Source organism: Burkholderia sp. JKS000303, from assembly GCF_002563755.1.
In the GTDB taxonomy this organism is placed as follows: domain Bacteria; phylum Pseudomonadota; class Gammaproteobacteria; order Burkholderiales; family Burkholderiaceae; genus Burkholderia; species Burkholderia anthina_B.
Genome location: NZ_PDBZ01000001.1, coordinates 4,364,782 through 4,386,409, shown reverse-complemented (window position 1 = coordinate 4,386,409; position 21,628 = coordinate 4,364,782). Strand labels below are relative to the sequence as shown.

The following is a 21,628-nucleotide window of genomic DNA, read 5'->3' as shown; positions in this document are numbered from 1 at the left end:
TATGCACGACGACTTCGAACGCGGTGCGCGCGGCGCGACCGACACGCTCAACCGCCGGGTACCGCGCGGCAATGCGTGGCTGGCCCCGGGGGCGGCTGCGCTTCTCGCCGGTGCGCCGACATGCGCCGATGCGCATGCGTGGAATATTCCGTACTACCTGCCGGTGCCGTTGTGGCTCTATGCGTACGCGGCCACCGGCACGCTCGTGGTGTCCTTCATGATCCTGGCGTTCGCATCGGGCGCGCGCGTTTCGGGCCCGCGAGCGCCGGCGATCCGATGGCGGCGGGCGTGGCGGATCCCGGCCGCGGCGCTCACGGCGGGGCAGGCCGCCAGCATCGGTTTCGTCGTCCTGCTGATCGTGTCGGGTCTCGCCGGCGCCCAGAATCCGTTCGTCAACCTCGGCATGTCGGGATTCTGGCTGTGGTTTTATCTGGGATCGATCTATGTCGGCGCGGTGTTCGGCGACCTCTATGCGTTCACGAATCCGTTTGCGTCGATGCTGCGGATCGCGGCGCGCTGCGTCCCGGGAATCGACAGGGGCCGGTATCGGTATCCCCGGGGCCTGGCATCGTATCCCGCGCTGCTCGCGTATGTCGCCCTCATCGCGCTGGAACTGTTCGGCGCGGCAAGGCCGCGAGACGCAGGCCTGTTTCTTGCTGGCTACGCCATCTATGCGCTGGCCGGTTCGTTGTGCTTCGGACGCGACGTGTGGCTCAGGCATTTCGACGCGTTCGGCATTCTGTGCGGATTGTGCGCACGGCTTTCGCCATTCGAATGGCGCCGCGTGTCGGCGCGCGAAATCGGCATCAGGCTGAGGAATCCGGTCGCCGGCATGGCATCGGAGCCGCCGTTCGACACCAGCATCGTGATCTTCCTGTCGTTCATGCTCTCGTCGACGGCCTACGACGGCTTGCGCGATACGGCGGTCTGGAACACCTTCTTCTGGCGCGGCATCTATCCGCTGATCGTCGCGGTGTTCCCGGCGCTGAAGAACGACTACGCGATCGCGGGAGAACTCGTGCTCGCCGGGCAGTGGGCCACCTTTGCCGCGGTCGGGCGGGCCTACCATGGCCTGTTTCGGGGCTTCTGCGCACTCGGTGCGGCGGGAGCGCGTTCGGCGCTGGATGGACAGGCGTTTGCACGGCAATTCTGCCTGCTGCTGTTGCCGATCGCGCTGTTCTACAACGTATGCCATTACTTCACGCTGTTCATCGACCAGGGGCGGCAGATCGTTTCACTGCTGTCCGATCCGCTCGGCATCGGCTGGAACCTGCTGTCGATCGGGCCCGCGCAATACTCGCCGACACCGCTCCTCGTCAACGTCGGCTACGTCTGGCATGCGCAGGTCCTGCTGATTTTCGCCGGCCATGTGCTGAGCGTGTACGTCACGCACGCGATCGCCGTCCGTCATCGCGTGCTGGCGGGGACGGTGGTACTCAACCAGTTGCCGTTGCTGGTGCTGACGATCGCGCTGACGATCAGCGGCCTGTGGATCCTGTCGCTGCCGCTCGCGTGATATTCGCGGCACGCGGCTTGAGCCCGGACGGCGAGAATCCCCACCGTTTGCGGAACGTTGCCGAGAAGTGGCTCGTGGTCGAAAAACCGCATGCGAGCGCGGCCTCGGTCACATCGCAGCGGCCGCGCTCGATCAGGTCGCGGGCGGCTTGCAGCCGGGTCTCGACGATGTACTGATGCGGCGTCAGCCCGTTGGCTTTCTTGAAGTTCCGGATGAACGAATACAGGTCGCCGGGATAGTCGACCGCGTCGGCGAGCGTCACCAGCGTCAGCGGATCGCGGAAATTGTCGCGGATGTACTCGACGGCCCGTCGCATGCCCTGCGCATGCGTGTACTCCCGGACCTTGCGCGTCGACTCCAGATATGACATGCGGCCGAGCGCGGCCGCACCCAGGGTTTCGACGTAGGTCGGCCCCGAGGGCATCCCCGCGACCGCATCTTCATGGATGCTCCGGATGATCTGCACGAGCAGGTCGTCGCTCACGTCGAAGCGGGGCACGGCCGGGACGGACGGCGTGCTGGCGAGCAGGCCGGAGCGGGACAGCCAGGACACGTCGAAGTGGACCGCGAGCCACTCGATGTCGTTCGACCACCGGCTGGAACACGCGAAGCCGGGCGGCACGTAAGTCAACGGCGTGCGCATCACGTGCGCGGCCCATCCGTTGCCGTCCATGCGCATCTCGAGCCCCGACGGCGAGCGCAAGTGCAGCGTGAAGACCGGCTCCGTCGTCTCGAGATCGATCAGCTCCGATGCGTTCGCGATGTAGTGATCGATCGCGACGACGCCGCGCGACGGCGTCGCTAGCTGCCTTTTCCAGCCCGCGGGCGGATGCCAGTTCGACTGGCGTCCGTCGGGGTGTTTCGCACATACATAGCGCAACGCTGGCCGGATCGGCATGCCTGTTCCCTTGATGTTGCCCGGACACGGGCGAAGCGAGTGCTCGCCGCGATGATCCGCTTTGGAGAATCAGAGCACTGTAGGGCGTCATGCTTACTCGATGCTTACCTGCCTGAGACGATCGACGCGCTGAAGGCAGTGACGCGTGCGCCATCCGGCGACGCCGAATGACGCAGTGCGACACAAACATCGGACGAATCGGGGTCTGGCGCGCGCGGCCGTGACCGCGCGTAAGCCCTGATGCGGGCGGATGCGCCGCCGTGCACGGATTGGTGTTAAATATACGTTGACGCGTCAGCTGGACGCGTGAGCGGGGCGCACCGGGAATCGGCGTAAACCCGGGGCGGCACACGGCACGAAGGATCGCTAACGAATCGGGCGCAACAGACCCGGTCGGACTGACGGCAGGATTCATCTTGAATACCGAACCGCAAAGTTCTCGCTACAGCCTGGGGCTGGCCGCGGAGGTTCTCGCGTCCGAGCAGAGCGTGCTGAGACTGATCACGCGCAATACCCCGCTGCCGGAGCTGCTCGTCGAGGTCTGCCGGCGCGCCGAGGCGTTGCTCGGCGATGGCGCGTCCTGCACGATCCTGCTGCTCGACCCGGACGGCGTGCACGTGCGCGTGGGCGCGGCGCCGTCCTTGCCTGCCCAGTACGGCGCCGCGCTCGACGGCGCGTCGATCGGCCCCGCCGCGGGCTCGTGCGGCACGGCGATGTACGAGCGCCGGATGGTCGCCGTCGAAGACATCGAAACCGATCCCCTGTGGGCCGATTACCGCTCGTTCGCGTTGGCGCTCGGGTTGCGCGCGTGCTGGTCGGTGCCGTTCGAGGACGAAGCCGGCAGCGTGCTCGGCGCGTTCGCCGTCTATTACCGCACGCCGCGCCGGCCCACCGACGAGGAAACCGACCTGCTGCGCGACATCAGCAACAGCGTCGGCCTGGCCGTGCATCAGGACCGGATCGCGCGGAAGCTCGCGCTCAGCGAGGAACATCACCGTCTGGTCGTCAACAGCCTGAGCGAAGGCATTCTCGTCGTGTCGCGCAGCGGTGTGGTGGTCGCGAGCAATCCGAGCGCGAACCGGATGATGCACACGAAGGGCGACCTCGTCGGCCGGCGGCTGTCGACGGTGATCCTGTACAAGCTGGACGAGGACGGCACGCCGATCGCGCCCGACGACTGGCCGAGCCGGCGCGCGCTGGCGACGGCCTCGCCGCTGCTCGACTACACGGTCGGCTTCGGGCTCGCGGAAGGCGACATCATCTGGGTGCGCGGCAACGCGGTGCCGATCGTGAAGCCGGGCGAGACCCAGCCCGAATCGGTGCTCGTGTCGTTCCACGACATCGGCCCCGTGCGCGAAGCGCAGCAGCAGTTGCGCTACATGGCGACGCGCGATGCGCTGACGGGCCTGTACAACCGGCGCTGGCTGTCCGACCGGATGCGCGAATTGTTCGGCATGCGCGACGCCGCGGCCGGACCCGCGCGGGTCGCGATCCTGTTCATCGACCTGGTCGGCTTCAAGAAGGTCAACGACACGGCCGGCCACGACGCGGGCGACGCGCTGCTGCGCAGCGTCGCCGCACGGCTCGCGGCATGCGCGGGCGGCCGGTATTCGCTCACGCGCGTCGGCGGCGACGAGTTCGTGATCCTGGTCGACGACTGCGATGACCCCGACCGGCTCGCCGTGCTTGCGCGGGAGGTGATCGATACGATCGCGAAGCCGTTCGCGATCGCGAACAACGAATACTGGCTCGGCGTGTCGATCGGGATCAGCGTCGCGCCGCGCGACGGCGACGACGCCGTCACGCTGATGCGCAACGCCGATTCGGCGATGTACGACGCGAAGCAGCGCGGCCGCAACCATTTCACGTTCTTCACCGCGCAGCTGAACCTGCGCCTGCAGCGCCGCTTCGCGATCGAGCAGTCGCTGCGGCGCGCGCTCACGTCGAACATGCTGCGGCTCGCATACCAGCCGGTCGTCGATGCGCGCAGCGGCCGCACGGTCGGCGCCGAAGCGCTGCTGCGCTGGACGAGCCCGGAACTCGGGCCGATGTCGCCGGCGGAATTCATCCCGGTCGCGGAAGACACCGGGCTCATCGTCGCGATCGGCCAGTGGGTGCTCGAAACCGCATGCCGTCAGGCTGCCGAATGGCGCCGCACGATCGCGCCGGACCTGATGCTGGCGGTCAACCTGTCGCCGCGACAGTTTCACGAAGGGCTCGTCGAATCGGTCGGCCGTTGCCTCGCGCAGACGCAGCTCGACCCGGGCGCGCTCGAACTCGAGATTACCGAAGGCGTGTTGATGAACGACACGGACACCGTGCTGCCGATGCTCGAGGCGCTCACGGACATGAATGTGCGGATCTCGGTCGACGACTTCGGCACCGGCTATTCGTCGCTCGCTTACCTGAAGCGCTTTCCGCTGCACAACCTGAAGGTCGACCGCTCGTTCGTGTCGGGTGTGCCCGATCATCGCGATTCCGTCGCGATCACGCAGGCGGTGGTCGCGATGGCGCACTCGCTCGGGATGAAGGTCACCGCGGAAGGCGTGGAAACCGAAGCGCAGTCGTGGTTCCTGCAGCAGATCGGCTGCGACATGCAGCAGGGCTACCTGTTCAGCCGGCCGCTCGATCCGACCGACTACGCGCGCCGGCTCGCGGCCGCGTAGGCCGCCGACGCTCGGACGCTCAGACGAAACCGCTGGTGCCCGGCGGGAAGGGCGGGAACGGCGAGGTGGGCCCATCGACCGCGACGCGGTTCTTGCCGTCGTGTTTCGCGCGATACAGCGCGCGATCGGCCGCTTCGATCAGCGACGTCGTCGGCACGCCGGGTGCCGGCATGACGGTCGCGCCACCGATGCTGATCGTCACGTAGCGGCCCGTCGACGAATGCACGTGCTCGAGCCGCAGCGCCTCGATCGCGAGGCGGATCTTCTCGCCGAGCAGCCGCGCGGCGCCCGGCGACGTCGACGGCATCACGACCGCGAACTCCTCGCCGCCGAAGCGCGCGGCCAGATCGCCGGACTGCCCGAGACAGCGCTCGATGGTGGCCGCGACCTGCTTGAGCACGCTGTCGCCCGACACGTGTCCGTACGTGTCGTTGTACAGCTTGAAGTTGTCGACGTCGATCATCAGCAGCGACAGCTCGCCGCGCTCCTGCGCGATGCGTCGCCATTCCGCGGCCAGGTACTCGTCGAGGTAGCGCCGGTTGGAGAGTCCGGTCAGCCCGTCCGAGTGCGTGAGGCGCCGCAGTTCGAGATTGGCTTCGAGCAGTTGCTGCTGCGATTGCCGCAGCGCGCGATAGGCCTCGTCGCGTTGCAGCAGGTTGATGTACGAGCGCGAGTGATAGCGGATCCGCGCGACGAGCTCGATGCGATCCGGCAGCTTCACGAGGTAGTCGTTCGCGCCGGCCGCGAACGCGGCGCTCTTGATCACCGGCTCTTCCTGCGTCGACAGCACGATGATCGGCACGTCGCGCGTCGCCGGATTCGCGCGGTACGCCTTCACGAGGCTCAGCCCGTCGGTGCCCGGCATCACGAGATCCTGCAGGATCACGGTTGGCCGCGTCTCGATCGCGGTGGCCATCGCTTCGTCCGAGCGCGGGCAGTAGTGAAAGTCGATGCTGTCCTCGTCGACGAGCGCGCGCCGCACGGCTTCCGCGACGATCGTCTGGTCGTCGACGAGCAGGACCATCGCCGGGACGTCGGCAGTCGGCGTCTGTCGTGCGGGCACGGTGTCGGCCGCCGCATGCGGGTCGTCCGGCGGGCGGGTCGGGTCGCGGGTCATGCTCGGGGCCGCGTTGCGCCGCGGTTGCGATGGAGGGAGCGAGGCGTCATCGGCTCAGATCCGCGCGAGTGCGGTCAGCTCGCCCGCGATGCGTTCGAGCGGCAGGATCGCGCGCGCCGCGCCGAGTGTCGCGGCCGCCTTCGGCATGCCGTATACGGCGCTCGTCGCCTCGTCCTGCGCGATCGTGTGATAGCCCTTCATCCGCAGCGCCTTCAGGCCGATCGCGCCGTCGCGCCCCATGCCCGTCAGCAGCACGCCGATCACGCGGCCGGGCCAGTGTTCGGTCAGGCTGTTGAAGAACACGTCGACCGACGGCCGGTATGGCGTGGCGGCCGGTTCCCGCGTGTATTCGAGCGTGCCGGCGCGCGTGATGCGCAGATGATCGTCGGTCGCGGCGAGCAGCGCGACGCCCGGCTGCGGGCGGTCGCCTTCGCGCGCGACGCGCACCGTCAGCTGCGTCTGGCCGTCGAGCCATTGCGCCATCCCTTCGGCGAACGCGCGATCGACGTGCTGGACGATCACGATCGGCGCGCGAAAGTCGGCCGGCAGGCTGCCGAGGATCGACGCGAGCGCGCCGGGCCCGCCGGCGGAGGCACCGATCGCGATCAGCGGGCCGCCGTCCGCGCGTGCGCTCGTGCCGGCCGCGCGTACGCCGCCGGGCGCATCGAGCAGGCGGCCGATCTGGTCGATCTTCGCGAGCAGCAGCCGGGTGGTGTCGGCGGCTTCACCTTCGCCGAGGCGCGGCGTGTCGACCGCGTCGAGCGCGCCGGCGCCCATCGCTTCGAACACGCGCCACGCGTTCGCGCCGATGCAGTTCGTCACGATCAGGATCGCGCACGGGCGCCCGGAGCGCATGATCCGCCGCGTCGCTTCGATCCCGTCACACTTCGGCATGATCAGGTCCATCAGCACGACGTCGGGCGGCTGCAGGGCGCACAGTTCGATGGCCTGCGCGCCGTCGGTCGCGACCCACAGCACACGGTGCTCCGGACGTCGCGCGATCGCACGGCGCATCGCCTCGACGGCAAGCGGGAGGTCGTTGACGATGCCGATGTTCACAAGCGGGATACTCCGGTCGGTTCGTAGTGTTGGAGGTGGGCCGGGTTCATGAAGGGCGATGCCGGTCCGGCGCCGGCGGGTAGCATCGGCGGACGGACGGCACGGAATTCTTTTCGGTTGGCGACGCCCGAATGCTGTCATGCGCCGCGAGCGGCGGCAATCGAAAAAATTGCGCATTGCGTCGATTTTGGCCCTTTCTTCTAGGCCGGGCGGCATTTTTTGCCGCCCGTGCGTCCGAACGGCCGCGCATGCGCCATGCGTCGGTGCGGAAACAGGCGGCCGGGGCCGAACCTGCCGAGGATCCTCACGCAGGCCGACGCCGGCACGCCGGCCGCCTGGCCGCGAACCGCTGCGCGCCGCCGGCGCGGCCGCGCCGTCAATGGCTGCGCGCGTACCCCTGGATCAGCGCGCGCATCATCCCTTCGACGGTCGCATCGAGCAGGTCGGTTTCCTGCTCGGACTCCTCGACGAGCGCGGCGTACGCGGTGGCGAGCGTCACGCGGTCGACTTCGTGGCGCTGCTCCATCAGCGTGACCATGCCGTCCTTCGCCAGATGCGCGGAGAATGCGCGGCTGCCGATGTTCTGGAATACGTCAATCATGGCGGCTCTCCCGTACGTTGCCGATGCCTTCCAGTTTAGTCGGCGCACCTGCGCTTCGCCACGCGCGACGGGGCGGGTGCAACGACGAAACGACGAAACGGCGCGGCGGCCGACGTCCGCCGCCCACACCGGCATTGTTCCGATGAAATCGTTATCCGGCACGTCGCGCGTGCAAGATCGCGTCGGGTTCAACGTTTACCCGAAACATCAAATTATCGACTTTTTGTCGATAAAGTCTCGTGTTAGATTTTGCGGCCTGAACCCGGTCGAAACCGGGCAGGCGGCGCCCTGTCGCGGCGCCGCGCATCCAATACAAGGAGGAGCAATGCTGGTGCTGATTGGGGTGCCGATCGTCGTGATCGGTTTCGCGCTGCGCTTCAACGCGCTGCTGGTGGTCACGATCGCGGGGCTCGCGACGGGGCTGGCGGGCGGGATGAATCTCGTCGACATCGTCAGCGCGTTCGGCAAGGCGTTCACCGACAACCGCTATATGGGGCTCATCTGGCTGACGCTGCCGGTGATCGCGCTGCTCGAGCGCAACGGGCTCAAGGAGCAGGCCAGGCGGATGATCTCGCGCGTGCATGCGGCGACCACCGGCCGCGTGCTGATGCTGTATTTCGTGCTGCGCCAGCTGACCGCCGCGCTCGGCCTCACGTCGCTCGGCGGACACGCACAGATGGTGCGCCCGCTGATCGCGCCGATGGCCGAAGCCGCGGCCGTCAGCCGGCACGGCGATCTGCCCGAGTCGGTGCGCCAGCAGATCCGCGCGCATGCGTCGGGCGTCGACAACGTCGCCGTGTTCTTCGGCGAAGACATCTTCATCGCGATCCAGTCGATCCTGCTGATCAAGGGCTTTCTCGAGCAGAACGGGATCGTCATCGAGCCGCTGCACCTGTCGGTCTGGGCGATCCCGACCGCGGTCGCCGCGCTGCTGATCCACTGTACGCGTCTCGCGCTGCTCGACCGGCGGCTCGCGCGCGGCTTCGGCCTGGTCGGGCAGGAGGGCGCGCGATGATCGGCCTCGAACCGCTGTATACGCTCGCCGGGCTAATGTTCGCCGCGTTCGCGTGCTTCAACCTGATGGACCGCACGAACCCGCGCCGCGTCGTCAATTTCGCGTTCTGGGCGATCTACGCGCTCACGTTCCTGTTCGGCGCGCTGCTGCCGCACTTCGTGACGGGCTGTCTCGCGATCGCGCTCGCGGTGATCGCGGGCTCGGGCAAGCTCGGCCGCGGCAAGTCCGACGAAGCCGGCGAGGCCGCGGTCGCACGGCGCGACGCGAAGGCGCTGCGCTTCGGCAACACGCTGTTCCTGCCCGCGCTACTGATTCCCGTCGTCACGCTGATCGGCACGTTCGCGCTGAAGTGGGTGCCGTTCGTCGATCCGAAGAGCGTGACGCTGATCTCGCTCGTGCTCGGCACGCTCGTCGCGTTCACCGTTGCGCTTGCGATGCTGCGCGATTCGCCCGTTCACGCGCTGAAGGAGGCGCGTCACACGATGGACGCGGTCGGCTGGGCCGCGATCCTGCCGCAGATGCTCGCGGCGCTCGGCGCGCTGTTCGCGGTCGCGGGTGTCGGCGGCGTGGTGGCGGGGCTCGTGAGGGACTGGGTGCCGATCGATTCGCCGTTCGCGGTCGTTGCCGCGTATACGGTCGGCATGGCGCTGTTCACGATGATCATGGGCAACGGCTTCGCCGTGTTTCCCGTGATGACGGCCGGCATCGGCCTGCCGCTGATCGTCCACCAGTTCCACGGCAACCCGGCGATCCTCGGCGCGATCGGGATGCTGAGCGGCTTCTGCGGTACGCTGATGACGCCGATGGCCGCGAACTTCAACATCGTGCCCGCCGCGCTGCTCGAACTGAAGGACAAGAACGGCGTGATCAAGGCGCAGTGGCCGACCGCCGTGCTGCTGCTGGCCGTCAACACGCTGCTGATGTATGCGTTCGTATTCCGCTTCTGACGAGATCCCCATGACCGACCGACTGACCCCCGAACTCGCCTCGAAATTCGCGTCGCTCGCGCTCGCGCACCTGACCCGCGAGTATCCGAACAAGCTCACGCATTCGCTCGAAGGCCCGCACGACGTGCAGGGGCCGCGCGCGCTGCATCCGATCTTCTACGGCAGCTACGACTGGCATTCGTGCGTGCACGGCTACTGGCTCGTGCTGCGCGTGCTCGAACGCTATCCGGCATTGCCGGAGGCCGAGCGGATCATCGCCATCGTCGACGCGCATTTCACCGACGCGAACGTCGCCGGCGAACGCGCGTATCTCGCGCTGCCGCACAACAGCGGCTTCGAGCGGCCGTACGGCTGGGCGTGGCTGCTGGCGCTGTCCGCGCAACTGGAGCGGCTCGTGCTGAAGGGCGTGGTGCCGCAGGCCGCGCGCTGGGCGAGCACGATGGCGCCGCTCACCGACCTGTTCGTATCGCGTTTCGAGACCTTCCTGCCGAAGGCGACCTATCCGCTGCGCGTCGGCACGCACTTCAACACCGCGTTCGCGCTGGCGCTCACGCTCGAGTTCGCGCGCGAGACGCGGCGCGACGGGCTCGCGGCGCTGATCGTCGATACCGCGAAGCGCTGGCATGCGAACGACGTCGGGTGCCAGGCATGGGAGCCGTCGGGCGACGAATTCCTGTCGCCCGCGCTGATGGAGGCGGAGTTGATGCGGCGCGTGCTGCCGGCCGGCGAATTCGACGGCTGGTTCGCGCGCTTCCTGCCGGATCTCGCACGCGGCGAGCCGGCGACGCTGTTCGTGCCGGCCACGGTCAGCGACCGCAGCGACGGCAAGATCGCGCATCTGGACGGCTTGAATCTGAGCCGCGCGTGGTGCCAGCGCTCGCTCGCCGGCGCGTTGCCGGAAGGCGATGCGCGGCGCACGAAGCTGCTCGATGCGGCCGACCGGCATCTGGCGAGCGCGCTCGCGCACGTGGCCGGCGACTACATGGGCGAGCACTGGCTCGCGACGTTCGCGTTGCTGGCGGTGGAGGCGTAACGGGAACAGCCTGCGCAAAGCCCGGATGAAACCTTGCCGGCGGCAAGGTCATCCGGGCGCGGCTATACTCGCCGCTCGGGCCGCTGCGCGCACCATGCGTTGCGCGTCGTGGCCATCCGCCAGTTCGCCGCCTCGTCATGGACAAGTTGATTGCCTACGTTGCCGCGATCCACGGGCTTGCCGGCCCGGTGTCGATCGTGTCGCATGCCACGTCGCACGACCGCTGGACCGACGACGACGTCGAGGTCACGCGCGACGAAACCGAATACCGTTTCGACAACGGCGCGATCGTGCGCCGCTCGGTCGAGCAGGACCGCGCGCCGTCCGACCTGCTGTGCGCGCAATGCTGGATCGACTACGACGTGATCCGCCAGCCCGACGCGCAGCCGATCAGCCCGACGCGGCTCACGTTCGACAACGCGTGCCGCGAGACTTTCTGGCTGCGTTACCACCTCGCGTGAGCCCGGGCGTGATTGCCCGAGCATCGCACGACGGTTACTGATAGAAGTTGAGCGTGACCATCGCCGAACGACCCGGCGCCCACGTCGCGTAGATCGGATACGCACTCGCGTAGTACTTCTTGTCGAACAGGTTCTGTACGTTTAGCTGAACGTCCATCGTCTTGTTCACGCGCCACGTCGCGGCCGCGTCGAAGCGCGCGTAGCCGGGCGTCCATTTCTTCGTCGTCGCCGATACCGATGCGTAGGTCTGGCTCATCACCGTCGCGCCCGCGCCGAGCGTGAGCTTCGGCATCACGTCGTAGCTCGTCCACAACGTGAAGTTGTGCTTGGGCACCATCACCATCGGCAGGCCCGAGGCGCCGGGGCTGCCGGGGCCCGCGTCGGTCGTGATCGCGTTCAGGTACGAGTAGCCGCCGAACACGTGCCACTTCGGTGTCAGGTTGCCCGCGAAACCGAGCTCGACGCCGCGCACGCGCTGCTTGCCGGCGTTGACGGTGTGGCCGAGCCCGTCGCTGACGCGCGCATTGGTCTTCTCGGTCTGGAACAGCGCCGACGTCAGCGACAGCTGATCCTGCAGCACGTCCCACTTTGCGCCGATCTCGATGTTGCGCGAGCGCTCGGGCGCGAGGTCCTGGTTCGTCGCGGTGATCTGGTCGGTGCCGCCGCCGAGGCCCGAGTTCGAGCCCGGCGGGTTCGACGACGTGCCGTACGACGCGTACAGGCTCACGTTGGTCACCGGCTTGAACACGAGGCCGAACTGGTAGCTGAACAGGTTCGACGTGTTCGACAGGTCGGCGACGCCGGCCTGCTTGCCGGTCGTGTCGTAGCGGTCGAAGCGCAGCCCCGTGTTGAACTGCCAGCGCTCGGACAGCCTGACCGTGTCGAAGATGTACGCCGACACCGTATCGGTGCGCGTGTTCGTCGTCGGGCCGGGGAAGCTCTTGTCGCCGTTCAGCACGATGTTGCCGGTCCACGGCATGTTCGGGTTCCAGCCGCCGGCGAGCGGCGTGCAGTTGCCGGCCACCGAACACGGGCCGCCCGAGCGGATGTTGTTGCCGGCCGAATCCGACACGAGATAGCCCTCGTAGCGCGCCTGCTCGTGGCTGAACTCGACGCCGGCCGTCATCGTGTGCTTCATCCCGAACAGGCTCGCGCTGCCGGTCACTTCCGTCTGGTTCGCGAAGCCGTTGAGCGCGTACTTGCCGCTTTTCGCCTGCAGGCTGAGCATGGTCGGATCCGACGCGAGGATCTGCGGGTTCGTCGCGACGTAGTCGAGCGTCGAGCGCCCGAACGTCGTCGTGTTCTTCAGCTTCCAGTCGTCGTTGATCTTGTGCTCGATGCGCACTTCGCCGGTGTCGGTCTGCCCGTAGCGATAGTCGCGCGTGTTCAGCCCGAAGAACTGCCCGCGGCTCGTCGGCACCGGCGTACCGCCCGACGCGCGGAACGGCACGCTGAAGTCCGGCATGTCGTACGAGTTCATGTGGTAGTAGCTGACCGTGACCGTGGTCGGCGTATTGAGCCCGAACACGATCGACGGCGCGACGCCCCAGCGCTTGTTGTACACGTCGTTGCGGCCGGCCTGGTTCGCATCATGGCCCATCACGTTCAGCCGCACGGCCGTCGTGTCGTTGATCTTGTGGTTCGCGTCGACGGTCGCGCGCTTGTAGCCGTCGGTGCCGAAGCCGATGCTGCTGTTGATGAAGTTGTCGTTCTGCGGCGTCTTCGTGACGATGTCGATACTGCCGCCCACCGAGCCGCGGCCCGCGTAGACCGAATCGGGGCCCTTGATCACGCTGATCTGCTCGACCGCGAACGTCTCGCGATTCTGCAGCCCGGAGTCGCGCATCCCGTCGACGAAGATCGCGTTGCGCGATTCGAAGCCGCGAATCACCGGGCGGTCGGCCGACGGGTTCGCGGCCGCGTCGCCGCCGAGGAACGTGATGCCCGGCACCGAGCGCAGCGCATCCGCGAACGACGTGACGTTCTTTTCCTTGATCAGTTGCTCGGGGATGACCGTGATCGAGCGCGGCGTGTCGAGCAGCGGCGCGGTGAACTTGTACGACGGCGAGCGCTTCACCTGCAGGTCCGACGGCGCGGACGACTGCACGGTGATCGTCGGCAGCGTCGTCGACGTATCGGCGGCGGCGGGGGACGGATCGGCAGCGGGAGCGGTTTCGGCGGAAGCGAGCAGCGGCGTCAGGAAAACGGAGCAGGTCAGCGCCGACACGAGGGCACGGGGCCTCGTCTTGAACTGGGCAGGCATATCGAGAAGGCAGCGGAAGGTTCGGTGATCGGACGCGTCTTCGCGATGCCGGGACGGACCCGTGACATCGGAAAACGTCAATGTAAATGCGTATGATTCGCGTTAGCGATCGCAATTCTACGAATTATTACGAAACATGTAAACGATCGAATGGTTTTTGTACTAAATCGGTCAGGTTTTCGTGATTCGGGCGGTGGCTTTGCATCCGGTGCAACACCGCTTTCCATCGACCGACCGGCGCGGCACGCCGACGAGTCGATACACTGCCGTACCGGTTGCACGGGCCCCGGCGAACCGGCCCGGACGAAGGAGACAGGACAGATGGACACCCAACGCGCAGCGGTCGTGACGCACCGCGGCAATGCGATCGAAAACACCCACGTCGCCGATGTGGCGGTGGTGGATGCCCGCGGCAGGCTGCTGTTCCGGTTCGGCGATCCGTTCCGGCCGACGCTCGCGCGTTCGGCGGCGAAGCCGGCGCAGGCCCTGTCGGTGATCGAGACGGGCGCGCCGGAGCGGTTCGGTTTCGACGACGCGGACATCGCGCTGATGTGCGCGTCGCACAGCAGCGAGGAGCAGCACATCGCGCGCACGCGGGCGATGCTGGCGAAGGTCGACGCGCAGGAGTCGGATTTGCGGTGCGGCGGCCATGCGCCGTTGTCCGACGCGGTGTACCGGTCGTGGATCAAGCGCGATTACACGCCGACCGGCGTGTGCAGCAACTGCTCGGGCAAGCACGTCGGGATGCTGGCCGGCGCGCGCGCGATCGGCGCGGCGATCGCCGACTACCATCTGCCGGACCATCCGATGCAGGTGCGCGTGAAGCACGTGGTGGCCGATGCGTGCGGGCTGCGCGACGACGAAGTCGACTGGGCGATCGACGGATGCAACCTGCCGACGCCGGCTTTCTCGCTCGATCGGCTCGCGCGTCTTTACGCGTCGCTGGCCGACGGCGCGGATACGGTGGAAGCGGGCGGCGACGCGGCGACCGACCGCGTGCGTGCGCTGGCGCGCATCCATCATGCGATGACCGCGCATCCGGAGCTGGTCGCCGGAGAAGGGCGCTACTGCACGGTGCTGATGGGCGCGTTCGACGGGCAGGTGGTCGGCAAGCTTGGCGCCGACGGTTGCTACGGGATCGGCGTGCGCGCATCGGAACGCACGCGGCAGCTCGGTGCGCACGGCGCGCTCGGCATCTCGGTGAAGATCGGCGACGGCAACATCGACGTGCTGTACATGGTCGTGAGCGAACTGCTCGAACGGCTGCAGATCGGCACGGCGGCGCAGCGCGCGCGGCTGGCCGCGTTCCATCGCCCGCGCATGCTCAATACGCAGGGCGTCGAGGTCGGGCACGCAACGTTCCCGTTCGAATTGCAGGCGGCCTGAATGGCGTGAGCGTGTCGACGCATGGCCGCGGCTCGTCGTGAGCGCGGTGTGTGTCGGCGTGCGCGTGCCGACTGACGTGGCCGATGTGGCCGACGCGGCCGCGCATGCAAGCGCGGCGGCGACCGCAACCGCTGCGCGCTACGCGCGCGCGTCGCGAATCGTCATCAGCTGCGCATCCGACAGCGCGCCGATGTCCGCGAGCTGTTCCGCGAGAAATTCCTTCAGCACGCGCAGCTTCGCCGAGCTGCGCCGGTTCGCCAGATACGCGATGTAGATGTACTCGCCGGTCAGCTTGTTCTGCAGCCGATAGCGCGGCAGCACGGGTTCGAGCCGGCCGCTCGCGAGCAGGTCGCGCACCAACCAGATCTCGAACTCGGCGATGCCGAGCCCCGCACAGGTTGCCTCGAGCAGCAGCTCCGAATGGTCGGTGACGAGGTTGCCGGCCGGCAGCACGCTGTGCCGCGCGGCGTCACTCACCAGTTCCCAGCGCGGATCGCCTTCGGGATGCACGTAGCGCAGGCAGTTGTGATGCGTCAGGTCGTCCGGCGTCGCGGGCCGCCCGTGGCGCTGGAGATAGCCGGGCGTCGCGCACAGGATGCTGTCGTTGCGCGACAGCCGATGCACGACCAGGTTGTCCAGATAGTTCTCGCCCTCGTGGATGTCGAGATCGAATCCGCCGGCGACGAGATCGTTGTGGTTGTCGGTGAGCCGCACGTCGAGCTGGATCGTCGGGTAGCGCTCGAGAAACGGCGCGACGAGCGGCGCGAGATGACGGCGGCCGAACGCGACCGGCGCGGTGAGCTTGAGCGGCCCGCTCGGGCGCGCATTGAGCTCGGCGACGACGCGCAGCGTGTCGTCGAGATCCGCGATCAGCGTGACCGCGCGTTCGAGGTAGATGTGGCCGGCCTCGGTCAGCGTCACGCTGTGCGTCGAGCGATGCAGCAGCGCGACGCCCAGCGCTTCCTCGATCGCGGTGATCTTGCGTGCGACGGTGGACGTCGACACGTGCATCTCTTTCGCGACCGCGGAAAAGCTCCCCATGTCGACGACGCGCACGAAGGTGCGCATGGCGCCGAGATGATCGACGCCGGTGTCTCTCGCTGGTGTTTTCATTCGATTCTCGCTGTTGCGTCCCACGCAAAACCGCTTTCGATAATACAGAAGCGAGCTTCTTTATGCAAAGGCATAGAATGCGATCCCGTCGTATCGGGATGCGGTGAGCGCAGCGTGTTTGCCGCGTCGGCACGGGACATTTGAGGAGGGGACCATGACGGAAAACGGCTTCCGCGTCGAAGCGGATCTTTTAGGTAAACGAAGCATTCCGGATCACGTGTACTACGGCGTCCATACGCTGCGCGCGAAGGAGAACTTCGACATTTCGGGGCGCACGATCGCGTCGCTGCCGTACCTCGTGATGGCGCTCGCCGCCGTGAAGGAAGCCGCGGCCGATGCGAACTGCGAGCTCGGGCTGCTGCCGGGCGCGTATCGCGACGCGATCGCCGCTGCGTGCGTCGAGATCCGCGAAGGCCGGCTGCACGACCAGTTCGTGGTCGACATCATCCAGGGCGGGGCCGGCACGTCGACCAACATGAACGCGAACGAGGTGATCTGCAACCGCGCGCTCGAAATCATGGGCCATGCGCGCGGGCAGTACGAATACCTGCATCCCAACGAGCACGTCAATCTCGCGCAGAGCACCAACGACGTGTATCCGACCGCGATCCGGGTCGCCACCTGCTTCGCCGTCGAGCACCTGCTCGAGGCGATGGCGCGCCTGCGCGACGCGTTCGCGGAGAAGGCCGACGCATTTTCGGGGCTGCTGAAGCTCGGCCGCACGCAGTTGCAGGACGCGGTGCCGATGACGCTCGGCCAGGAGTTCTCGACCTATGCGGTGATGGTGACGGAAGACCTCGCGCGCCTGCAGGAAGCGGGCCGGCTGATGCGGGAGATCAACCTCGGCGCGACCGCGATCGGCACCGGCATCACCGCGCACCCGCAATACGCGGAAAAGGCGCTGGCCGCGCTGAGCCGCATCACCGGCCTCGACCTCGACACCGCGCCGAACCTGATCGAGGCGACGCAGGATTGCGGCGCGTTCGTGCAGATCTCGGGCGTGCTGAAGCGCATCGCGGTGAAGCTGTCGAAGATCTGCAACGACTTGCGGCTGCTGTCGAGCGGCCCGCGCGCGGGGTTCGGCGAGATCAACCTGCCGCCGGTGCAGGCCGGCTCGTCGATCATGCCGGGCAAGGTGAACCCGGTGATTCCGGAAGTCGTGAACCAGGTCGCGTTCGAAGTGTTCGGCAACGACCTGACCGTAACCTTCGCGGCCGAAGCCGGGCAGCTTCAGCTCAACGCATTCGAGCCGGTGATCGCGAGCGCGCTGTTCCGCAGCTTCAGCCACCTGACGGCCGCGTGCACGACGCTCGCGGACCGCTGCGTGAGCGGCATCACCGCGAACCCCGAGCGGCTGCGCGAAACGATGGAGCGGTCGGTCGCGCTCGCGACCGCGCTGAACCCGTACATCGGCTACAAGCGCGCGACCGCCGTGGCCGCCGAGGCGCACGAGAGCGGCAAGTCGATCCGCGAAGTCGTGCTGGCGCACCAGTTGATGACCGAGGCGCAACTCGACGAGGCGCTGCAACCCGAAGCGCTGATCCGCCCGCGCGCGTACTGATTCCGGCCGCGCGGCGCCGGCGCGAGCCGCCGGCGAGCCGCGCGCAGCCGTTCCCGCTGCGCCCCGTCGATGGGCGCACCACATCAAGAAACGGAGACACACCATGAAGCACGCCAGCGAGCGCCCGGCCGAGACGGCCGGCGGCGCGGATCCCCGTCATGCCGACCGTGACGCGATGTTCGCGTCGCACGAAGCCGGCTATGCGAAGCAGTTGAAGCCGCGGCACGTGCAGATGATCGCGATGGGCGGTGCGATCGGCACCGGCCTCTTTCTCGGCGCGGGCGGCCGCCTGCAGAGCGCGGGGCCCGCGCTGGCGGTCGTGTATCTGGTGTGCGGCGTTTTCGCATTCCTGATCATGCGGGCGCTCGGCGAGCTGGTGATGCACCGGCCGACCAGCGGCGCGTTCGTGTCGTACGCACGCGAGTTCATGGGCGAGCGCGCGTCGTTCGTCGCCGGCTGGATGTACTACCTGAACTGGGCGACCACCGGCATCGTCGACATCACCGCGGTCGCGATCTACATGAAGTACTGGGCCGTGTTCACCGACGTCCCGCAATGGGTGTTCGCGCTCGGCGCGCTGGGGATCGTGTCGGTGATGAACATGATCGGCGTGAAGGTGTTCGGCGAGATGGAGTTCTGGTTCTCGATCGTCAAGGTCGGCACGCTCGCGCTGTTCCTCGCGGTCGGCGCGATATTTCTCGCGAGCGGCCATCCGGTCGCCGGCCACGCGCCGGGGCTGCACCTCGTCGCCGAGCACGGCGGCATCTTCCCGCACGGGATCCTGCCGGCGGTGCTGATCGTGCAGGGCGTGGTGTTCGCGTATGCGAGCATCGAGCTCGTCGGCGTCGCGGCGGGCGAGACCGCCGATGCGCGCAAGGTGCTGCCGAAGGCGATCAACAGCGTGATGTGGCGTATCGCGCTGTTCTACGTGGGCTCGGTCGTGCTGCTGACGATGCTGTTGCCGTGGACCGCGTACAGCTCGCACGAAAGCCCGTTCGCCACGTTCTTCAGCAAGCTCGGCGTGCCGTATGTCGGCACGGTGATGAACATCGTGGTGCTGACCGCTGCGCTGTCGAGCCTGAACTCCGGCCTCTATTCGACCGGGCGCGTGCTGCGCTCGCTCGCGATGGGCGGCTCGGCGCCGCGCTTCGTGTCGCGGATGAATGCGCGCGGCGTGCCGTACGGCGGGATCCTCGTCACGGTTGCGATCAATGCGATCGGCGTGCCGCTGAACTACATCGTGCCGGCCCAGGCGTTCGAGATCGTGCTGAACATGGCGTCGCTCGGGATCATCTCGACCTGGGGCTTCATCGTGATGTGCCAGATCCTGTTCCGCCGCGCGGTCAATCGCGGCGAACTGAGCCCCGTGTCGTTCCGGATGCCCGGCGCGCCGTTCACGTCGTGGCTCACGCTCGGCTTCCTCGCCAGCGTGCTGGTGCTGATGGCGTTCGACTATCCGGGCGGCACGTGGACCATCGCGACGATTCCCGTCGTCGCGCTCGCGCTGGTGATCGGCTGGAAGCTCGCGAAGCGCGGCGCCGCGCGAGAGGCCGCCGCCGCCGCGCCGGCCATCGGCGATCCGGCGCGCAACGTCTGATGACGTGCGCGGGCGGCCTGGCCGCCCGGTGCGCTCAGTTCAACCCGGCGCGCGCGTCGACCCAGCGGCCGAAATCGCGCGCCATCTGCGCGGTCAGTTCATGGCCGGCGTCGTACAGCCGCGTGTCGTGCGCGACGCCGAGCGCCGTCAGCTTCGTGTCGGCGGTATGGGCCCATGCGACGGGCAGCTTGTCGTCGGCGTGGCCGTGCATCACCAGCGCGTGGAGCCGGCTCAATGCGTCGCGTGGCGCGATCAGCGGATCGATTTCCGGCAGGATCCGGCCGCACAGCACGGCGAACGCGGCGACGTCGGCCGGCGACGTGAGTCCGACGCTCGCGCTCATGATGCCGCCCTGGCTGAAGCCGGCGATGACGGTGGGCAACGCGGGGGTGTCGTGTTCGACGTCCCGGGCGTTCAACGCACGCAGCAGCGTGATCAACTGCACGCGGCTCGCATCCGCGCGGGCCGCATCGATTTCCGGGCCGTTCGGGCCGAAACGCACCGGAAACCACGCGTGCTGGTTCGGGCCGAACGTCAGCGGGCCGCGCACGAAGGCGATCTCGATGCGCGGGTCGATCGTGCCGGCCAGGTTCAGCAGGTTGGTTTCGTTGCCGCCGACGCCGTGCAGCAGCAACAGGCGGCCTGCGGGGCGGCCGGCGGCCGGGCGCAGCCGGTACTGAAGGCCGGATTCGGAATCGGTGGTCAGCGGCAGGACGTCGGTCATTGCAGGGATCCGGTTGGGGAATGATCCGACAGTCTAGAGCGCACGGGCGGGGAGGTGAATCGCCGGATGGCGATTGATTGTTTCCTGGCTGGAATGAATTCGGCGCCCGGGTGTTCGATATCGGGGCAACTGCAGCGCGATTCCGCCCCCGGGCGCCGCCCCGGACCTCACCGCAACCGAATCACCGTCGACTTCAACTCCGTGTACTTCTCCAACGCGTGCAGCGAGTTGTCGCGCCCGTTGCCCGACTCCTTGAAGCCGCCGAACGGGAAATTCATGTCGTCGGTTTCCTCGTAGCCGTTCACCCACACCGTGCCGGCCCGCAGCCGGCGCGCGGTTTCGTGCGCGGTCGTCAAGTTTGCCGTCCACACCGACGCAGCCAGCCCGTAGCGCGTGTCGTTCGCGAGCGCGACGGCCGTATCGAGATCGTCGAACGCCGTTACCGCGAGCACCGGCCCGAAAATCTCCTCGCGCACGATCCGCGCATCGGCGCGCGGGCAGTCGAACACGGTCGGCTCGACGTACTGGCCGCCGCTTTCCGTGCGCGCGCGCCTGCCGCCGGCGAGCAGCGTCGCCTCGTCCCGGCCCGCGTCGACGTAGCCGAGCACGCGCTCGACCTGCGCCGCGTCGATCAGGCTGCCCATCCGCGTGTCGGGCGACAGCGGATCGCCGGGCGCGTACTCGGGCGCGATCGCGAGCACGCGCGCGACGAGTTCGTCGCGGATCGCGCGATGGACGAGCAGCCGCGAACCGGCTGTGCACATCTGCCCGGTGTTGTAGAACACCGCGTGCGCGACGGTGCGCGCCGCACGTTCGAGGTCGGGGCAGTCGGGCAGCACGATCTGCGGCGACTTGCCGCCGAGTTCGAGCCATACGCGCTTCAGGTTCGAATCGGCCGCGCAGCGCGCGACCTTGTGGCCGACCGCGGTCGATCCCGTGAACGCGATGCAGTCGACGTCAGGATGCCGCGCGAGCGCCTCGCCCGCATCGCCGAAGCCCGGCAGCACGTTCAGCACGCCGGCCGGCAGCCCGGCCAGCGCGGCCAGCGCGGCGAGCCGCAGCGCACTCAGCGGCGATTTCTCCGACGGCTTCAGCACGACGCTGTTGCCGGCCGCGAGCGCCAGCGCGCATTTCCACATCGCGATCATCGCGGGGAAATTCCACGGCACGACCGCCGCGACCACGCCGATCGGCTCGCGCGTGACGAGCCCGACGAGATGCGCATCGGCCGGCGCGACTTCGCCGCCCGTCTTGTCGATCGCCTCGGCGAACCACTCGGCGCAGTACGCGGTGGACGGGATGTCGATCGTGGTCGTGTCGCCGATCGGCTTGCCGGTGTCGAGCGTTTCGAGCAGCGCGAGATCGTCCGCGTGCTCGCGGATCAGCGCGACCCAGCGCAGCAGCACGCGCTTGCGCTCGCGCGGCGACGCGTTGCGCCACGCGCCGGTGTCGAAGGCGCGTCGCGCGGCGGCGACCGCGATATCGGCGTCGGCCTGCCGGCAATGCGCGACCTGCGCGAGCACGCGGCCGTCGATCGGGCTCGTGCACGTGAAGGTGGCGCCGTCGTGCGCGTCGCGGAACGCGCCGTCGACGAAGGCGCGGGAATCAATGTCGAGCTGACCGGCGCGCGTGCGCCAGGCGTCGTTCGTCTGCATGGTGTGGCTCCGTCCG

The 21,628-nt window shown here is 68.0% G+C and carries 17 protein-coding genes; 9 read left to right on the top strand and 8 right to left on the bottom strand.

Annotation, left to right across the window (positions count from 1 at the left end; translation table 11 throughout):
• Position 1: 1 nt before the first annotated feature.
• Positions 2-1,516 (top strand): hypothetical protein, encoded by a 1,515-nt coding sequence (locus BX604_RS20510; RefSeq protein ID WP_257146365.1) that lies wholly within the window; start codon positions 2-4, stop codon positions 1,514-1,516.
• Here BX604_RS20510 and BX604_RS20505 read toward each other — a convergent pair.
• On the bottom strand, positions 1,479-2,414 hold the full coding sequence (locus BX604_RS20505; protein WP_098552413.1) for an AraC family transcriptional regulator: 936 nt from the start codon (positions 2,412-2,414) through the stop codon (positions 1,479-1,481). The two genes, BX604_RS20510 and BX604_RS20505, sit on opposite strands and share 38 nt — an antisense overlap.
• Before the next feature lie 416 nt (positions 2,415-2,830).
• Here BX604_RS20505 and BX604_RS20500 point away from each other — a divergent pair, with 416 nt between their 5' ends.
• Complete coding sequence (locus BX604_RS20500) at positions 2,831-5,080, top strand: putative bifunctional diguanylate cyclase/phosphodiesterase (protein ID WP_098552412.1); 2,250 nt, start codon at positions 2,831-2,833, stop codon at positions 5,078-5,080.
• A gap of 19 nt (positions 5,081-5,099) precedes the next feature.
• Here BX604_RS20500 and BX604_RS20495 read toward each other — a convergent pair whose 3' ends face one another.
• The 3 genes from BX604_RS20495 to BX604_RS20480 form a co-directional block, all read right to left on the bottom strand.
• The gene (locus BX604_RS20495; RefSeq protein ID WP_098552411.1) at positions 5,100-6,197 is read right to left on the bottom strand and encodes a diguanylate cyclase domain-containing protein; all 1,098 of its coding nucleotides are present in this window, start codon (positions 6,195-6,197) and stop codon (positions 5,100-5,102) included.
• A 54-nt stretch (positions 6,198-6,251) separates the two neighbouring features.
• A complete protein-coding gene (locus BX604_RS20490) occupies positions 6,252-7,256 on the bottom strand; it encodes a chemotaxis response regulator protein-glutamate methylesterase (RefSeq protein WP_098552410.1) in 1,005 nt (334 codons plus the stop codon).
• Positions 7,257-7,632: 376 nt separating this feature from the next.
• Entirely contained in the window at positions 7,633-7,857 is a 225-nt protein-coding gene (locus tag BX604_RS20480) for a hypothetical protein (RefSeq protein WP_098552408.1), read from the bottom strand.
• 325 nt (positions 7,858-8,182) lie between these two features.
• Here BX604_RS20480 and BX604_RS20475 point away from each other — a divergent pair, with 325 nt between their 5' ends.
• The 4 genes from BX604_RS20475 to BX604_RS20460 all read left to right on the top strand — a co-directional run bounded on the left by BX604_RS20475 (position 8,183) and on the right by BX604_RS20460 (position 11,313).
• The gene (locus BX604_RS20475) at positions 8,183-8,872 is read left to right on the top strand and encodes a DUF969 domain-containing protein (RefSeq protein WP_098552407.1); all 690 of its coding nucleotides are present in this window, start codon (positions 8,183-8,185) and stop codon (positions 8,870-8,872) included.
• Positions 8,869-9,819 carry a DUF979 domain-containing protein gene (locus BX604_RS20470; protein ID WP_098552406.1) on the top strand — a complete coding sequence of 317 codons (951 nt, stop codon included), beginning with the start codon at positions 8,869-8,871 and terminating at the stop codon, positions 9,817-9,819. Before BX604_RS20475 ends, BX604_RS20470 begins: the two co-directional genes overlap by 4 nt.
• Positions 9,820-9,829: 10 nt before the next feature.
• Positions 9,830-10,852: a DUF2891 domain-containing protein gene (locus BX604_RS20465; protein WP_098552405.1), complete on the top strand. Its 1,023-nt coding sequence runs from the start codon at positions 9,830-9,832 to the stop codon at positions 10,850-10,852.
• 137 nt (positions 10,853-10,989) lie between these two features.
• Positions 10,990-11,313: a hypothetical protein gene (locus BX604_RS20460; RefSeq protein WP_098552404.1), complete on the top strand. Its 324-nt coding sequence runs from the start codon at positions 10,990-10,992 to the stop codon at positions 11,311-11,313.
• 34 nt (positions 11,314-11,347) lie between these two features.
• On the opposite strand, the gene BX604_RS20455 is transcribed toward BX604_RS20460, so the two are convergent.
• A complete protein-coding gene (locus tag BX604_RS20455; RefSeq protein WP_098552403.1) occupies positions 11,348-13,576 on the bottom strand; it encodes a TonB-dependent receptor in 2,229 nt (742 codons plus the stop codon).
• Between the two features lie 321 nt (positions 13,577-13,897).
• On the opposite strand from BX604_RS20455, the gene BX604_RS20450 reads away from it, so the two are divergent.
• Positions 13,898-14,962, top strand: a complete 1,065-nt coding sequence (locus BX604_RS20450) for an asparaginase (protein ID WP_098552402.1) — start codon at positions 13,898-13,900, stop codon at positions 14,960-14,962.
• 138 nt (positions 14,963-15,100) lie between these two features.
• On the opposite strand, the gene BX604_RS20445 is transcribed toward BX604_RS20450, so the two are convergent.
• Positions 15,101-16,075, bottom strand: coding sequence for a LysR family transcriptional regulator (locus BX604_RS20445; protein WP_098552401.1), 975 nt, complete (start codon positions 16,073-16,075; stop codon positions 15,101-15,103).
• A 154-nt stretch (positions 16,076-16,229) separates the two neighbouring features.
• Here BX604_RS20445 and aspA point away from each other — a divergent pair, with 154 nt between their 5' ends.
• Together aspA and BX604_RS20435 are read left to right on the top strand one after the other, a co-directional pair.
• Positions 16,230-17,636 carry an aspartate ammonia-lyase gene (aspA, locus tag BX604_RS20440; RefSeq protein ID WP_098552400.1) on the top strand — a complete coding sequence of 469 codons (1,407 nt, stop codon included), beginning with the start codon at positions 16,230-16,232 and terminating at the stop codon, positions 17,634-17,636.
• A 103-nt stretch (positions 17,637-17,739) separates the two neighbouring features.
• Positions 17,740-19,233, top strand: coding sequence for an amino acid permease (locus BX604_RS20435; protein ID WP_098552399.1), 1,494 nt, complete (start codon positions 17,740-17,742; stop codon positions 19,231-19,233).
• Positions 19,234-19,267: 34 nt separating this feature from the next.
• Here the strand turns inward: BX604_RS20435 and BX604_RS20430 are convergent, their stop codons facing one another.
• Together BX604_RS20430 and BX604_RS20425 are read right to left on the bottom strand one after the other, a co-directional pair.
• Positions 19,268-19,957: an alpha/beta hydrolase gene (locus tag BX604_RS20430; RefSeq protein WP_098552398.1), complete on the bottom strand. Its 690-nt coding sequence runs from the start codon at positions 19,955-19,957 to the stop codon at positions 19,268-19,270.
• Between the two features lie 167 nt (positions 19,958-20,124).
• Positions 20,125-21,612: an aldehyde dehydrogenase family protein gene (locus BX604_RS20425; RefSeq protein ID WP_098552397.1), complete on the bottom strand. Its 1,488-nt coding sequence runs from the start codon at positions 21,610-21,612 to the stop codon at positions 20,125-20,127.
• Positions 21,613-21,628: the final 16 nt, after the last annotated feature.

Bases quoted from the DNA above. Each gene is read 5' to 3' on its own strand.
- BX604_RS20510 (WP_257146365.1), top strand. From the start codon at position 2: ATGCACGACGACTTCGAACGCGGTGCGCGCGGCGCGACCGACACGCTC.
- BX604_RS20505 (WP_098552413.1), bottom strand. From the start codon at position 2,414: ATGCCGATCCGGCCAGCGTTGCGCTATGTATGTGCGAAACACCCCGAC.
- BX604_RS20495 (WP_098552411.1), bottom strand. From the start codon at position 6,197: ATGACCCGCGACCCGACCCGCCCGCCGGACGACCCGCATGCGGCGGCC.
- BX604_RS20480 (WP_098552408.1), bottom strand. From the start codon at position 7,857: ATGATTGACGTATTCCAGAACATCGGCAGCCGCGCATTCTCCGCGCAT.
- BX604_RS20475 (WP_098552407.1), top strand. From the start codon at position 8,183: ATGCTGGTGCTGATTGGGGTGCCGATCGTCGTGATCGGTTTCGCGCTG.
- BX604_RS20470 (WP_098552406.1), top strand. From the start codon at position 8,869: ATGATCGGCCTCGAACCGCTGTATACGCTCGCCGGGCTAATGTTCGCC.
- BX604_RS20465 (WP_098552405.1), top strand. From the start codon at position 9,830: ATGACCGACCGACTGACCCCCGAACTCGCCTCGAAATTCGCGTCGCTC.
- BX604_RS20460 (WP_098552404.1), top strand. From the start codon at position 10,990: ATGGACAAGTTGATTGCCTACGTTGCCGCGATCCACGGGCTTGCCGGC.
- BX604_RS20455 (WP_098552403.1), bottom strand. From the start codon at position 13,576: ATGCCTGCCCAGTTCAAGACGAGGCCCCGTGCCCTCGTGTCGGCGCTG.
- BX604_RS20450 (WP_098552402.1), top strand. From the start codon at position 13,898: ATGGACACCCAACGCGCAGCGGTCGTGACGCACCGCGGCAATGCGATC.
- BX604_RS20445 (WP_098552401.1), bottom strand. From the start codon at position 16,075: ATGAAAACACCAGCGAGAGACACCGGCGTCGATCATCTCGGCGCCATG.
- aspA (WP_098552400.1), top strand. From the start codon at position 16,230: ATGACGGAAAACGGCTTCCGCGTCGAAGCGGATCTTTTAGGTAAACGA.
- BX604_RS20435 (WP_098552399.1), top strand. From the start codon at position 17,740: ATGAAGCACGCCAGCGAGCGCCCGGCCGAGACGGCCGGCGGCGCGGAT.
- BX604_RS20430 (WP_098552398.1), bottom strand. From the start codon at position 19,957: ATGACCGACGTCCTGCCGCTGACCACCGATTCCGAATCCGGCCTTCAG.
- BX604_RS20425 (WP_098552397.1), bottom strand. From the start codon at position 21,612: ATGCAGACGAACGACGCCTGGCGCACGCGCGCCGGTCAGCTCGACATT.